Annotated in this window: 12 protein-coding genes; 3 read left to right on the top strand and 9 right to left on the bottom strand. The window is 59.8% G+C overall.

Annotated features, from left to right (window positions below):
- The 3 genes from phoU (at window position 1) to phoR (ending at window position 3,036) form a co-directional block, all read left to right on the top strand.
- The gene (gene phoU, locus Q8O29_RS11865; protein WP_305563029.1) at window positions 1-702 is read left to right on the top strand and encodes a phosphate signaling complex protein PhoU; all 702 of its coding nucleotides are present in this window, start codon (window positions 1-3) and stop codon (window positions 700-702) included.
- Window positions 703-719: 17 nt separating this feature from the next.
- Window positions 720-1,415, top strand: coding sequence for a phosphate regulon transcriptional regulator PhoB (phoB, locus tag Q8O29_RS11860; protein WP_305563027.1), 696 nt, complete (start codon window positions 720-722; stop codon window positions 1,413-1,415).
- Window positions 1,416-1,710: 295 nt separating this feature from the next.
- The gene (gene phoR, locus Q8O29_RS11855; RefSeq protein WP_305563025.1) at window positions 1,711-3,036 is read left to right on the top strand and encodes a phosphate regulon sensor histidine kinase PhoR; all 1,326 of its coding nucleotides are present in this window, start codon (window positions 1,711-1,713) and stop codon (window positions 3,034-3,036) included.
- Here the strand turns inward: phoR and Q8O29_RS11850 are convergent.
- From Q8O29_RS11850 to Q8O29_RS11810, 9 genes are all read right to left on the bottom strand, one after another.
- Window positions 3,008-4,381, bottom strand: coding sequence for an MATE family efflux transporter (locus Q8O29_RS11850; RefSeq protein WP_305563023.1), 1,374 nt, complete (start codon window positions 4,379-4,381; stop codon window positions 3,008-3,010). The two genes, phoR and Q8O29_RS11850, sit on opposite strands and share 29 nt — an antisense overlap.
- On the bottom strand, window positions 4,378-6,135 hold the full coding sequence (locus Q8O29_RS11845) for a hypothetical protein (RefSeq protein WP_305563021.1): 1,758 nt from the start codon (window positions 6,133-6,135) through the stop codon (window positions 4,378-4,380). Before Q8O29_RS11845 ends, Q8O29_RS11850 begins: the two co-directional genes overlap by 4 nt.
- A 99-nt stretch (window positions 6,136-6,234) precedes the next feature.
- Window positions 6,235-6,519: a type B 50S ribosomal protein L31 gene (locus Q8O29_RS11840; RefSeq protein ID WP_305563019.1), complete on the bottom strand. Its 285-nt coding sequence runs from the start codon at window positions 6,517-6,519 to the stop codon at window positions 6,235-6,237.
- A 721-nt stretch (window positions 6,520-7,240) separates the two neighbouring features.
- The gene (locus Q8O29_RS11835; RefSeq protein WP_305563018.1) at window positions 7,241-8,479 is read right to left on the bottom strand and encodes a TolC family protein; all 1,239 of its coding nucleotides are present in this window, start codon (window positions 8,477-8,479) and stop codon (window positions 7,241-7,243) included.
- Window positions 8,476-8,805, bottom strand: coding sequence for a DUF3240 family protein (locus Q8O29_RS11830; protein WP_305563016.1), 330 nt, complete (start codon window positions 8,803-8,805; stop codon window positions 8,476-8,478). The genes Q8O29_RS11835 and Q8O29_RS11830 overlap by 4 nt, the downstream gene beginning before the upstream one ends.
- Complete coding sequence (locus Q8O29_RS11825) at window positions 8,771-11,854, bottom strand: efflux RND transporter permease subunit (protein ID WP_305563014.1); 3,084 nt, start codon at window positions 11,852-11,854, stop codon at window positions 8,771-8,773. Before Q8O29_RS11825 ends, Q8O29_RS11830 begins: the two co-directional genes overlap by 35 nt.
- Window positions 11,854-12,984: an efflux RND transporter periplasmic adaptor subunit gene (locus Q8O29_RS11820; RefSeq protein ID WP_305563012.1), complete on the bottom strand. Its 1,131-nt coding sequence runs from the start codon at window positions 12,982-12,984 to the stop codon at window positions 11,854-11,856. The genes Q8O29_RS11825 and Q8O29_RS11820 overlap by 1 nt, the downstream gene beginning before the upstream one ends.
- A gap of 117 nt (window positions 12,985-13,101) precedes the next feature.
- Window positions 13,102-13,461 carry a hypothetical protein gene (locus Q8O29_RS11815; protein WP_305563010.1) on the bottom strand — a complete coding sequence of 120 codons (360 nt, stop codon included), beginning with the start codon at window positions 13,459-13,461 and terminating at the stop codon, window positions 13,102-13,104.
- Window positions 13,462-13,740, bottom strand: a complete 279-nt coding sequence (locus Q8O29_RS11810; protein WP_305563008.1) for a metal-sensing transcriptional repressor — start codon at window positions 13,738-13,740, stop codon at window positions 13,462-13,464.
- Between the last annotated feature and the right edge of the window lie 183 nt (window positions 13,741-13,923).

Here is a 13,923-nt window from a genome sequence, read left to right as displayed (position 1 = left end):
ATGAGTGACAAACATCTGTCCAGCCAGTTCGACAGCGAACTGACCAGCGTCTCCACCCGTGTCATGGAAATGGGCGGTCTGGTCGAGTCCCAGATTCGTACGGCCGTTTATGCGCTGGCGCAGTCTAGCGCCGAGGCCGCAGCTGAAGTGACCGAGATGGAAGCGCGCGTCAATGTCATGGAAATCGAGATTGACAAGGAGCTGTCTTCGATCATTGCCCGCCGTCAGCCAACGGCGCGGGATCTGCGTCTGCTGATTGCGATTTCCAAAACCACGGCCAATCTGGAGCGTGCGGGCGACGAGGCGGAAAAAATAGCGCGTATGGTGCGATCCATCATCGACAGCGGAGCCGCCCGCACTTTGCCTTCTTCCGAACTGCGCATTGCGGCGGATCTGGCATCTGGCCTGCTGCGCAAGGCGCTCGATGCCTTTGCCCGACTCGATGTCACCGTGGCCGTGTCCATCCTCAAGGAAGACGATGCGATTGACAAGGAGTTCGACGGCTTTGTCCGAAAGCTGATCACATACATGATGGAAGACCCGCGCACCATCTCCTCCAGCCTGGACCTGCTGTTTGTGGCCAAAGCTATCGAGCGGATCGGCGACCATGCAAAAAACATTGCCGAGTTCATTATTTACGTGGTGAAAGGTGCGGATGTCCGTCATACCTCCATGGAAACCATCGAATCCATGGTTCGTTAACTGCAAACGGTGTGCTGATGAAAACTGTGCCCCGAATTCTTGTGGTTGAAGACGAGCCAGCAATTGCTGAACTGATCGCTGTCAATTTGCGCCACAACGGTTTCCAGCCTATTTGGGCGATTGACGGCGAAGCCGCCCAGCGTGAGCTCGAAGCCGTGTTGCCCGACGTGATTTTGCTTGACTGGATGCTCCCGGGGCAGAGCGGACTTTCGCTCGCAAAAAAATGGCGAGCGCATGCCAGAACAAGGCAGGTGCCGATTTTGATGCTCACCGCGCGCGGCGACGAGCCCGACAAGATTGCGGGTCTGGACGCCGGCGCCGATGACTACGTTACCAAGCCCTTCTCGACGCAGGAGCTGTTGGCCCGCATCCGCGCGGTATTGCGCAGGCGTGCACCTGAGCAAAGCAACGAAAGTGTGACGCTCGACGCGCTGGAGCTCGACGCCGCAACTTACAGAGTGTCTTATCAGGGCCAGGGCCTGAAACTTGGCCCGACCGAATTCAAGCTGCTGCATTACCTGATGAAACATGCCGAACGTGTCCACAGCCGTGGACAGTTGCTCGACAAGGTCTGGGGCGACCATGTGTTCATTGAGGAGCGGACCGTTGATGTGCACGTCAAGCGGCTGCGCGAGGCGCTCGGTGCGGCCGGCAATATGGTCGAGACTGTTCGCGGTGCAGGTTATCGCATGACTGCAACGCCTTCCGCATAGGGCCTGTTCATACTATTGATGCAAGATGCGTTGCGAGTCAAAAAGGTCATGCGCGAGGCGCAAAATGCAGCCGGGCTGGCGCCCGGCAAGGCTTTGCAACACTGCGCATGGCCTTTTTTGGCCGCGCCCTAGAGGGAACGGGGTGAAAACAACGCCACTCTGCGTTTCACTCTTAACCCAGACACCTGGTCTGGGTGTCGTCGCGCGCCTTGATTGGCGCCGCTTTCACCACGTTCGCACTTGCCTCCATAGTGTGAACAGGCCGTAGCCCAGCGCTTTCCTTCACAATCGCTGCATGGTTTGGCGCGTATTTCGCTTTTTTCTTTTTCAGCTCGCTGGCGCTGTTCTGGGACAGTTTTTACCGCTGGTTGATTCGCGCAATGGCATGGTGCTGGGCATTGTGCTGGCCAGCGCACTGTGGGTGCTGGTTGATCTGCGGCGAGGCATGCGTTTGCTGGCCTGGCTGAAGAAAGGCGACGCCAGCTCCCCTGTCCGAGCAGGTGGACTGTGGGGGGAAGTGGCGGACCGGACTTGGCGTTTGACCAAATCGCGCGACCGGCAAATCATTGAAAACCGGGATCGTCTCAACGACTTTTTGGCTGCCATCCAGGCGTCCCCCAACGGGGTGGTCCTGCTCGACGCGCAGGACGGCATTGAGTGGTGCAATGAAACTGCGGCGGGTCATTTCGGATTTGACCAGCAGCGCGATGTCCTGCAACATATTGGCAACTTGCTGCGCGACCCCGAGTTTGTTGCGTACCTCAACGGTGACGATTTCGCCGGCGATATTGTGATTCGCGGCCCACGCAGCACGTCGAGCCGACCCGTGCAACTGGCTGTTCATTTGCACCGTTATGGCGAGGGGCGCAAGCTGTTGCTTTCGCGTGATGTCACCTCGGTGCAACAGGCGGAGGTCATGCGCCGCGATTTTGTCGCCAACGTCTCGCATGAAATCCGCACACCGCTGACGGTGTTGGGTGGGTTTGTCGAGACCCTGCAAACGCTGCCACTGAACGACGACGAGCGCGCGCGTTATCTGGACTTGATGGCGCAGCAAGCGCGGCGCATGCAAACGCTGGTAAGTGATTTGTTGACGCTGTCCAAGCTGGAGGGGAGTCCCCCGCCGGGAACAAACGAATGGTTGCCTGTTTCCCAACTGATGGGGCAGTGTGAGCAGGACGGCAGGGATCTGTCGCGCATGTTGGTGACGCAAAGCCATGACATGAACTTTCTGCAGCAAGGTCAATGCGATATTGCAGGGTCTCATTCGGAGCTATTGAGCGCCATGACCAACCTGGTGAGTAATGCGGTGCGTTACACCCCCGCAGGTGGGTGCATAGAAGTCCGGTGGCAAAACCTTGCGGACGGGCGGGCAGAGTTTTCGGTCAGGGATTCAGGGCCGGGCATCGCTCCTGAACATATTCCACGTCTGACCGAGCGCTTTTACCGCATCGACCGCAGCCGCTCGCGCGAGACCGGCGGCACCGGCCTGGGTCTGGCGATTGTCAAACATGTGACGCAGCGCCACGGCGCCGAGCTGCAGATCGAAAGCCAGCCCGGTCAGGGCTCACGGTTTTCGATGGTGTTTCCGGCTACGCGGTTGCGGCAGCTTCCGACTTGACCGCGCTGCGGGTGCTGCGCCGGACGGCGTACCACAGCAGCCCGGCCAGGCTTAGCGCGACCAAAGCCATGCCGGCGGTGCTCGCGGCCCAGAAGCTCACGGCCGATGGCATCGCCGGGTAGGGCCCCAGCCCCTGGTAAGCCAAGGTATAGCCGCCCAGAAGGCCCAGGCCCCACAGCATGACCGCGTAAAGCAACAGCGGCGTGAAGGTAATGCGGTAGCAGCGAAGCAGGAACCCGCAGACCGCTTGCATGGCGTCGCCCACATGGTAAACAGCCACCCACAGCAGCAGCCCGGCCGCCAGTTGTGCCACAGCGGGCGTTGCCGAGTAGAGTCCGGCGATGCTTCGACTTGCTATCAATAAAATAGCGGATAACGTAATGGCAGTAAGGGCTACAAGCCTAAAACCTGTCCAAACTGCACGTGCGGCCTGGGCTGACTGGCCGGCGCCTGTCCAGAACGACACGCGCGCGCTGCAGGCGATGGCGATGGACAGCGGCACCATGTACAGCACCGAAGCCATGCTGGCGGCGATCTGGTGGCTGGCCGACGCTGTGGTGCCCAGGCGTGCGATGAACAGGGCCATCAGCGTGAAGGACGTGACCTCCACCAGGTAGGCCATGCCGCCTGGAATACCGAGGCGGACGAAGCCGCCAATTTGGCGCCAGTCGAGTTTTTCCATGGCCACCCACAGAAGATAGGGGTGGTACAAGCCTTGGGTGCGCAGCATCAGCAACGCAAAAAGCATCAGGCCGTAGTTGACCACCAGCGTGGCCCAGGCGCAGCCGACCACGCCCAGCGGCGCTAGGCCACCGCCGCCGGCGACCAGCCAGATGGACAAGGGAATTTTCACCAGCAGCGCGCCCAGTTGCAGCGCGGTGATCAGCAGGGGATGGCCCAGCGACTGATTGAAGGTGCTATAGATACGAAACAGCAACGAGGGCAACAAAGCCACTGCCAGGACGGCCAAGTACTGTCTGACCTCGCCTTGCATCGCCTCGGGCACCTGCGCCCAGCGCAGCAAGGGGCCGGGCGAAAGCAGGGCGGCGACACCGGCGAGCGTCAGCAGGGCGCACAGGTAGAGGCTTTGCCTGAGGGAGGCGCCCAGTGCTTCCGGCCGCCGCGCGCCGTGCAACTCGGCCCAGATCGGCAGCAGCGCCTGCACGATGCCGATCAAACCCACGTACACACTGATGTAGATGGCGGAGCCCACCGACAGCGCCGCCAGGGCCTGGTCGCTGTAGCGGCCAGCGATGACGGTATCTACCACGCCGAAGGCCATGACGGCGAGCTGGCCAACCAGCACCGTGCCGGCGTGTTTGCTGATGAGCCTGAGTTCGCTCACGGCCCGCGGCGGGCCGATGCGGATGCCGGCGTGACCGTGTCCACGCTGACCCTTTTGTACAAAGCCACGTTTTCATTTTTGTCGGTGGGCCGGCGCAAGGTGGCCAGGTAAGCCCACTCCGGCATGTCGACGGTGTCGCTGAGCGTCGCCTGGGCATCGGCATCCACAATCAGATAAGGACAGGCGGCTTTCGCGCCGGCCTGGCGCAACTCAAGCTTGCCGTGGTATTGGAAGGCTGCGACCTGCGCGCTGTTCAGTCCATGTACCTCGACACAGGCATCCGGGTTGACGCGGGCTGCCACTTGCCGTGACAGCGGCGCATAACTGCGCGCATAGTCGAGCAGCGGCAGCCACAGGCTCATCAGCAGCAGCCAGCACAGCGTGGCGCCACCGGCTGGCAACACCATGGACTTCCAGATAGCGGCACGTTGCCGGCCGGCCCGCCACTTTACCAGCCAGGCCCAGGCCAGCGTGGCCACCACGGCCGCAAGAAAAGCCAGCCACGAAAAACTCGGCTCAAAACCGGGCGCCAGTTTGGCCACATTGGCCGCAGGCTGTTTCGGCATGCCGGTCTGCATGGCGATCCAGATCACCCAGATCACAAAAGCGCAGCCGGTGAAAAACAGCAGGGTGAACCAGTCGATCAACGAAGCCACACTGCGCTTCAAGGTGGGCAGGGCAAAGGCGGCCAGCGCAGCCAGGGGCGGCAGGCTCAGGAGCAGGCTGCGGTCCGAGGCGGTGGTGGTGACGGTGGCAGCCAGCGCCACCAGCGCAAACCACAGCGGCAGGGCCACATGCCGGCTGGTCAATTGCCGGCGCCATCGGTACAAAGTCCAGGCGGCCAGCGGCCAGGTGGGCCAAGTGAACCAGATCAGCAGCTTTGCCAGGCTGCGCCATTCCTTGCGATCGGCCGAGGTTTCCAGGCCGGGAATTTCGATTCGCCAGCGCCAGAGGTCCAGCGCGTGGACCAGCGCGGCCACGGCCAGTGTCAGCGTGCCGGTCAAAAACACCCAGCGCCAGGCGTGCGCATGATCCTTTTCAGGCCGTTCACTGCGCGTGCTTCCGAACGCAATCAACGTGCTGCCGACGCCCAGGAGCGTCGCCACGGTGGGTGCACCGCTCAGGGCCAGGCCGCAAAGCCCGACGGCAAGACCCAGTGCCGGACCCAGCGCCTTGAAGGCACTGCGGTAAGCGCTGGCGGCCATAGCGTAGAAAACCAGCGCAGTGAAAGCCAGCTGCGCCAGGGCCGGTGTGGTTTCGTGCGATAGCTGGGCCAGGCCCAGGCTGGCGATCAGTGCCAGCAGGGCCGCGTCGGCAATGGCGCGGGCGTAGTCCACCGGACTGGCCTCGCCGCCAAAGGCAAAGGCAACTGGCTGGGCCTGGGGGCTGCGCGCCAGGTAATACACCGCATACCAGGTGCACAGCAGGGTCAGTGCCAGCAACAGACCGAAAGGGATACGCACCGCCAGCGCGGGGTCCAGAAACGGCAGGGCCTTGATGGCCAGGGCGCCCAGCCAGTAGGGCGCCAGCGCCTCAAACTCGCCTGCCTGGCCCAGCAATTGCGGGCTCAACCAGGAGGTCTGGCCAGACGCCAGCGCGCGCATGGCGCCAAACGCGGCGATGTCGGCGTTTTTCCAGGGGCTGCGGCCGAGAAAGCCGGGCAGCACATAGGCCAGGCAAAACAGCAGCAGTGCAAGCCGGGGCAGGCGGCGAACCGCAGACTGGGCAATGATGGCAGGCGAGGGCTTGTTCAATGGGGCAGGTCGGGCAAAGAAAGCCTGATTTTGGGGCAAAAAAAAGCAGCCTGGGTGCCAGGCTGCTTTTTTCGGTTGGACTTGAGAAAATGTCGCAGCTTATTCGGCAGCTACTGCAGGTGCTGCTTCTTTGGCGGCAGTCTTGCCAAAGCGGTTACGGAACTTCTCGACGCGGCCGCCCATGTTGTCCACGGATTTTTGTGTACCGGTGTAGAAGGGATGAGACTCGCTGGAGGTATCAAGCTTGTACAGGGGCAGTTCGCGGCCGTCTTCCATCTTCACCATTTCTTTGGTGTTGGCGCAGGAGCGGGTCACAAACTTGAAGTTGTTGGACATGTCCAGGAAACAAACTTCGCGGTAATTGGGGTGAATGCCTTCTTTCATGATCTTTCCTTGTTCGTTTCGGGAGCCACTCAAACCAGTTTTGAGCACTTTCCGTGAAGCCTAGCATTATAGCCTGCTCCAGAGGTTGAGAGTGAATTTGCTTACCAAGGCGCTCCGTCAGCGGTATTTACCAACCCGGCTGCGGAAGCGGCTTCGCCGGGCGCAGGCGCAGCGCCCGCCTAGAGGCTGGGCGGCAGAAGGCGCCGAAGCGAAAAGTGACTCCAGCGAGGACAGTTTTTGCCGGATTTGCAGTCCAGGTTCCTTCTGCCGCCAAGCTCCTAGAATGCTCATGCCTTCATCGGGCTAACCATGTGGTGCGATCAATTTCAGATGTAATTCGGTTTTCTTATTACCGGGGTCAGCGCGGACCATTCGCGGCTCTAAAGCTGTCCTGCAGTTGGTGATGTCGATATACACCGGGCTTCCGGCAGTCCACGTCGATCCAGGTGAAATGGGTACAACCGCATTTTTTGGACGATTTAGAAACGAGTAAGAGACAACTGCAAATTTCAGCGCAGTTTTTTCCTCGGAGCTTAAAGCGAGTCGGCAGTCGTGAAAAGGCGTTTTAATGACTTGATCAGCGACACCGACAGAGAGCACCATGCCAGGACGCCAACCCGCGTCCCATTCATACTTACCTTCATAGATAGTCCGACAACCGGCGAGGATCTACAAGGGCATTGCCAGCAGCAATCTACATGACCTTTGTGAAATCGCTTTGTTAGTCATTTTCCAGTCCCCAGACGAAGTGCGCGTCGATAAGCAGGCCGTAATATGCCTTCAACGCGTTTGTCTGTGCGAGCAATGCGCTGTTCATCGCAGCGGTGACCTGCCGGCGTGCCAGCAACAAAGTTTGCAAATCTCCCTCACCCAGCGCGTAAGCGCGTTGCACCAGCTTGGCGTTTTCCTGCATGGCGAGAGCGCCCTCATTGGCAATCTGGAGGCTCTCATAGGTTCCCCGGGCCGTGATCAACGCTGAGGCGATCTCGGTTTCGAGCTCACGTTTCTTGAGGTCAACAGCATTACGGGCCACTTCAGCGGCCGCCAGAGCCTTGGAACTGCGTGAATCGCGCAAGCCACCGGGCAGGGGAATGCTGAGGGTGATGCCGGAAATCCGTTCCCGGCCACCGACCTCAGATGCGGTGTAAACACCAAAAGTCGGATCAGGAACTCGGTCCGCCCGCGCACGGTCAGCCTGGGCTTGCGCTATACGCAACTGGGTCTGCACGACCTTGAGCTCGTCGTTTTCGGCAATGATCCGATCACGCCACAGGGTCTCATCCTCAGCAATCAACATCGGAGAAGGTAAAAGCATACTTTGGCGGTTGATGCCGGGGAAGCGGACGGACAGCCGAGCCCAGGCGGCCGATGCCTGCGTCCGAGCATCGTTGTCCATCCGTTTTTGCTCCGCCAACTCGGCGCTGGCAAGGTTGAGATCAAGTTTGGACGCATCGCCAGCACGGGTGCGTTTGTCTACCGCCTTCAGATTTTCCTGCACCGCCACAAGATTTGACGCAGCCAGCTCGCGACCGCGCTCTGCAGCAAGCCAATCCACCCAGAGTGAAACCAGCTCTCGGGCGGATTCATGCAATGCCTCTCCATACCGTGCCTCGGACTCCTCGATGGTGGCCTTACCGATGTTGCGGTCAGCCGAGCCCTTGCCTGGAAGTCTGATGGTCCGCTCAATGCCGACGTTCCACTCGCGGTAGCGTGGCCCGGTGTCAAGGGACCGCCGCTGCCCCAGCGCTTTGCCGGTCCATTCGTAAGGGGACTTGTCAAGCATGTTGGACTCTTGCCTTGCTACCTCTAAACCCGCGCGTGCAGCGGCGACACGCGGATCCTGCTCCAGTAGAGGGCGGGCGATCTCAGCAGGCAAGAGCCCGGGGACGTTCGGTGGCTGTAGTGCGTAGGCAGAACCGGCCACCATGATCAGGGTTGCCAATAGCTGTCGAATTTTCATGCTATTTCCCCCGCCTCGATGACTGGCGTTATCCAGTAGCGCAGCCCAGCACCGGCAAACTGCTCTTGGATATCACCCAGCAGTGCCTGCCGGTCGGCTTCAGGAATAACAACTTGCACTTGCGTCGCAAAAGCGCGGCCGAGCACCTGCTCGGTCTGGTTGAGGCTGCCGAAAGCCAAGTCATGAGCGGCCGTCGGAGCACTTGTAAATACGGCCGCGTTGGGCGACAAAAGGAGCAGGTCGAGCAGTTTTTCTTCAACGGCTGGCGGGCAAAGGATGGTCAAGCAAAGTTCAGACATCGGAAACCTTTCGTTTCGGAAACGCAAAGCGCAAATACAGGATGGGCAACAACATCAAGGTCAAAGCCGTAGCCGTGATCAATCCGCCGATTACGACGATAGCCAGCGGGCGTTGTATTTCGGACCCCGGGCCAGTGGCGAACAGCAGCGGAATCAAACCGAAGGCGGTGATGGAGGCCGTCATCAGCACCGGCCGCAGTCGGCGTTTGGCACCCTGCAAAACGACCTCACTCAGTTTCATTCCCTCGCTCTGCAGTTGATTGAAATAACTCACCAGGACGATCCCATTGAGGACCGTGATGCCCAGCAAAGCGATGAAGCCCACCGATGCCGGCACCGACAGGTATTCGCCCGTTACCCACAATGCAACAATTCCGCCCACCAGCGCAAACGGGATGATGCTCAAAATAAGCAGGGCTTGGCGCACGGAGCGGAAGGTTGAAAACAGCAGCACAAAAATCAACCCCAGTGCGACCGGCACAACAACAGTGAGCCGGGCTGCCGCGCGCTGCTGGTTTTCGAACTGGCCGCCCCAACTGATGCGGTAGCCTGTGTCCAGCGGCACCTTCTGGGTCACCAGCGTTCTCGCCTCCTCGACAAAACCCACCAGGTCCCGGCCAGCCACGTTGGCAATGACCACGCTGTAACGACTCCCCATTTCGCGGTCGATCTTGACCGGACCGGCCGCTCGTTCAAGTTTTGCGACGCTGGTCAAGGGGACCGTATTGCCATCCTTGGTCGTAATGCGCATGGCACCGAAATCGGCAGGCGACATGCGGACGCTTTCAGCACCACGCAAAACAATGGGCGTGCGGCGGTTACCCTCAATCACAACACCTGCTCGCTGGCCTTCAATCTGCGTACGCAAGGCGTCCTGGATTTCCTCGACGCTCAAGCCCAGCCGTCCGGCCTGCAAACGATCCACCGATACCCGCAGGTACTGCACCCCGTCGTTCTGCACCGTGTACACGTCCTGATTTCCAGAAACGGTCTTGAGCAGCGTCTCCACCTGGTTTGCATACTGGTTAAGCTTGTCCAGATCGGGGCCGAAAATCTTGACTGCCAGGTCGCCACGCACACCGATGATCATTTCAGAAACCCGCATCTCAATCGGCTGCGTGAAGCTGTACTCAATACCAGGCATGGGATCGAGCACCTTGCGCACTTCGTCCATCAGCGCTTCCTTGTTCTTCATGCGCCACTCGCCTTGCGGCTTCAACAGCAGGTAGGTATCGGTCTGGTTCAATCCCATCGGGTCAAGACCGATTTCGTCGGAACCGGCACGGGCGACGATGCCATGCACTTCCGGTATGGCCTGCATGATGGCGCGATGAATTTTCAAATCGAGGGCAGCGCTTTGTTCCAGGCTGATGGACGGGAGCTTCTCTATACCGACGATCAAGTCGCCCTCGTCCATCGTCGGCATGAAAGTCTTGCCCACCTGGGTGTAAATCAACCCGGCCACCAACAACATGACAGCCGCAGCGAGCGCAACGACACGCTGTCGTTTCAGGCCCCAGACAAGCGCTGGTTCATAGAGTTTCAAGAGCTTGCGCGGCAGCCACGGATCTTCGTGTTTGACTTCGCGCAGCAGGTAAGACGCCAACACCGGAATGATGGTCAGCGACAACACCAGCGAACCGGCCAGGGCGAAGACGATAGTCAACGCCACCGGCACAAAGTATTTGCCCTCAAGGCCTTGCAAAGTGAGCAGCGGAAGAAAGACGGTGATGATGATCAAAATTCCGGCCGTGACCGGAACCGCTACTTCACGCACCGCCCGGTAAATGGTGTGTAACCGGGGCAGCTTGTCGGCCGTGCGATCAGTCGCCAGACGTTGCACGATGTTTTCCACAACGACCACGGCGGCATCAACCAACATGCCGATCGCAATGGCCAGGCCGCCCAGGCTCATCAGATTGGCCGACATGCCGAAGGCGCGCATCAGGATGAAAGTGATCAGTGCCGCCAAGGGGAGCACCATGGCCACCGTCAGGGCCGCGCGTATATTGCCCAGAAACAGTCCGAGCAGCACGATGACCAGCACGGTTGCTTCGATCAGTGCGGTCGAGACGGCGTTAACCGCCTTGGAAACAAGCGAAGCGCGGTCATAAAAGGTCTTGATCTCCACGCCTGTCGGCAAAGTCGGCTGGAGTTCTTCCAGCTTCTTGCGCACGCCCTCGACCACCATCTTCGCGTTGGAACCGGCCAGCCCCAGTACCAGCCCTTGCACGGCCTCGCCGCGTCCACTCTGGGTGACGACACCGTAGCGGGTCACGGTGCCGATCTTGACCTCGGCCAGGTTACCCAGGCGAACGGGGGAGCCGTCCTTCATGGTCACCACGATGGCGCGCAGATCTTCGAGGCTGTTGATGCTGCCCTCGCTGCGGACCAGCAAGACTTCGTCCCCTTCACCAAGCCTGCCGGCGCCATCATTGCGATTGTTAGCTCCGATCGCTTCCTTCAGTTGCATGATGGTCACGCCACTCGCCGCCATACTGGCCTGATCGGGAACCACCTCAAAGGCTCTGACGACTCCTCCCAGCGCATTAACGTCTGCAACGCCCGGCACGGTTCTTAGCGCAGGACGGATGACCCAATCGAGCACGCTGCGCCGCTCAGCCAGGGACAGCGTCTCGCCCTCAACCGTGAACATGTACATTTCTCCGAGCGGGGTCGTGACCGGAGCCATGCCACCGGAGATGCCTGTCGGGAGGTTTTCTGTCAGGCCACCCAGACGTTCGCTCACCTGTTGACGCGCCCAGTAAATGTCGGTGCCGTCCTCGAAGTCAATCGTGACATCGACCAGACCGTACTTGGTGACGGAGCGGAGAATTTTGGTTTTCGGAATGCCGAGCATCTCGACTTCAATCGGCACCGCAATGCGGCTCTCGACTTCTTCCGGGGTCATTCCGGGCGCTTTCATGATGATCTTGACTTGCGTACTGGACACGTCAGGAAAGGCGTCGATCGGCAAGCCGCGCAAGGCGTACCAGCCCGCACCGGCCACCATCAAGGTCGCCATCAGCACAAACAGACGTTGCGCCAGGGAAAATTGAACGAGGCGGGAAAGCATTACTTGCTCTCCTTTTCATTAAGCCATGCGCCTTTGAGTGCCACCACGCCACTGACCGCGATTTCCTCGCCCGCTTTGACGGGCCCCTGAACCCGGACCCGCTGACCGGAGCTGGCCGAAACTTTGACCGATTTCGCCTCAAATCCGTCCGGCGTGCGCACGAACACGTAGGCCTGATCTCCGTCATGCGCCACGGCCGACAGGGGAATATCCCATCCGCCTGCCGTGGCAGCTGCCGGCAGTTCGACGGTCAACAACTCACCGGGGCGTACCTGTCCTGCTTTGCCCTGAACAAGGGCGCGCATCACCACCATCTGACTGCCGGATGCCACCATGGCGCTGCTGCTCATGATCTGCGCCGTGATGTCGCGCCCTTGAACTTTCAGCTTGCTGCCTGGTGCCCAACTCGTGCTTTCGGCAACTGGCACCTGGATTTCGAGCCAAAGCGTACCGGTCTGCGCCAGATGCATGAGAGGCGTGGTCGAGTCGACCCGTTGACCTGGCTTGGCCTTGATCTCGGTCACAACGCCCGCCTGCGTTGCGCCCAACACCAGACTGTCTTGGGGATTTCCTGAGGCGGCAACCTTGTCGATGGCCGCCATAGACATGCCGCTCAGGCGCAATGCTGTTTTGGCCTGTTTCAATGTCGCCTCTGCTTCCTGCAAGGCAGCTTGAGCCTCTTGCACGCGGCGCTGCGCAATCAGGCCCTCGCCAAAGAGATCCTGTTCACGCTTGGCCGCCTGCCTTGCAAGTTTTGCACGCGTGTTCGACTGAAGCAGTTGGAGTTGCAGTTGACCAAGTTCCGGACTGGCAATACGAACCAACGGCGCACCGGCTCGCACCATCTGGTTCGGCTGCACCAGCAACTGAGAGATCAGGCCCGTTACCGGCGAACTGATGACCTGCTCCGCATTTGGTGGGATCACGACCTGCGCTGGGAAACTGGCTCGCACCGACTCTGCCTGACTTTGCAAGGGCGCTGTCTGGATGCCAAGAGCCTGCACCTGCGCATTGGCAACAGCAAACTTGGCCGGCCGACTCTGTGCCTGCGCAGAAAGTGTGAAAACGCACAGCGCCGCTGCGGCACCCGCGTATACGCGGACCCGAAAGGACGGATTCTTTAGTCTCATGGCTAACCTCTAAATGTGTGAAGACGTGCCAAACGTGGCTACGCCGCTCGACGAGCAGGAGAAAGAAAAAGCGCGGGAAACTCCGCAGCGCAGGCGGAGTTAAATGAAGGCGGGGCTTCAGGGAGGTCGGAAGGGAGGCTCAAGCTCTGCTACTGGCAGACTGGGGAAACTTGAGGCAGGCACCAATATTTGGGCTGAAGCATTCCAGGAAAAACTTGCTGTAGCGCTCGCCAGCATGTACAGCGTACTAACAGCGTGAGCCAGTTGGTGCTCAAATTCATCGAGCGGTTCTGCCTTCAGCTTTCCGCCAGATTCAAGCGCACCTGTGTGGGCGATGTCCAGAGTTGCAATGCTTGTCCGACCGTGATGGTCAAGGTCGTGAACCAATTCTTTCGAATGGAATCCGCGCACGCCCATGCTCGTCAGCAGGAAGACCAGCATCAACAACGACAAGATGGTTCGGGTAGCTCTGCGCATTTAAAGATACTTGGTAATGTCCTTGAACTCCGCAAGGGAAGAACGCATTGCGGCAGGACCTGCCCCTGCGACCTCCTCAAGGCAGTAATCCAGGTGGTCGTGAATCACCAACTTCTTTGCCGCACCGATGGCGCGCTCCACCGCGTGGAGCTGCTGGGCGATGTCAATGCAAGCCCGCTCGTCCTCGATCATGGCAATGACATTTTTCAGATGCCCATGCGCCCGCTTCAGGCGCTTGACCACATCAGGATGAGCCGTATGAAGATGATTTTTGGACATTGCTGCGCATCCTACCCCCCCAGGATGCGTTGAGTCAAGTCATAGCCTTTTCCAACGTGGTATGAGCCTGAGCAGAGGCCTGTATTTCCAATCAGGAATGAGCCTGAAGCCGTAATTTGAGGTGACTTTTGGTGAGTGGGTTGATCATCCCAAGAATGGTGATCAACATGGATGAGTCCCAGC

The sequence above is a fragment of the Polaromonas sp. genome, from assembly GCF_030689685.1.
Lineage (GTDB): Bacteria > Pseudomonadota > Gammaproteobacteria > Burkholderiales > Burkholderiaceae_C > Polaromonas.
The sequence above is the reverse complement of the archived record's forward strand: the minus strand, read 5'-3'. Positions and strand labels throughout refer to the sequence as shown.

Excerpts from the sequence above, each read along its gene's own strand:
- phoU (WP_305563029.1), top strand. The coding sequence starts at position 1 with ATGAGTGACAAACATCTGTCCAGCCAGTTCGACAGCGAACTGACCAGC.
- phoB (WP_305563027.1), top strand. The coding sequence starts at position 720 with ATGAAAACTGTGCCCCGAATTCTTGTGGTTGAAGACGAGCCAGCAATT.
- phoR (WP_305563025.1), top strand. The coding sequence starts at position 1,711 with ATGGTTTGGCGCGTATTTCGCTTTTTTCTTTTTCAGCTCGCTGGCGCT.
- Q8O29_RS11840 (WP_305563019.1), bottom strand. The coding sequence starts at position 6,519 with ATGAAAGAAGGCATTCACCCCAATTACCGCGAAGTTTGTTTCCTGGAC.
- Q8O29_RS11835 (WP_305563018.1), bottom strand. The coding sequence starts at position 8,479 with ATGAAAATTCGACAGCTATTGGCAACCCTGATCATGGTGGCCGGTTCT.
- Q8O29_RS11825 (WP_305563014.1), bottom strand. The coding sequence starts at position 11,854 with ATGCTTTCCCGCCTCGTTCAATTTTCCCTGGCGCAACGTCTGTTTGTG.
- Q8O29_RS11820 (WP_305563012.1), bottom strand. The coding sequence starts at position 12,984 with ATGAGACTAAAGAATCCGTCCTTTCGGGTCCGCGTATACGCGGGTGCC.
- Q8O29_RS11815 (WP_305563010.1), bottom strand. The coding sequence starts at position 13,461 with ATGCGCAGAGCTACCCGAACCATCTTGTCGTTGTTGATGCTGGTCTTC.
- Q8O29_RS11810 (WP_305563008.1), bottom strand. The coding sequence starts at position 13,740 with ATGTCCAAAAATCATCTTCATACGGCTCATCCTGATGTGGTCAAGCGC.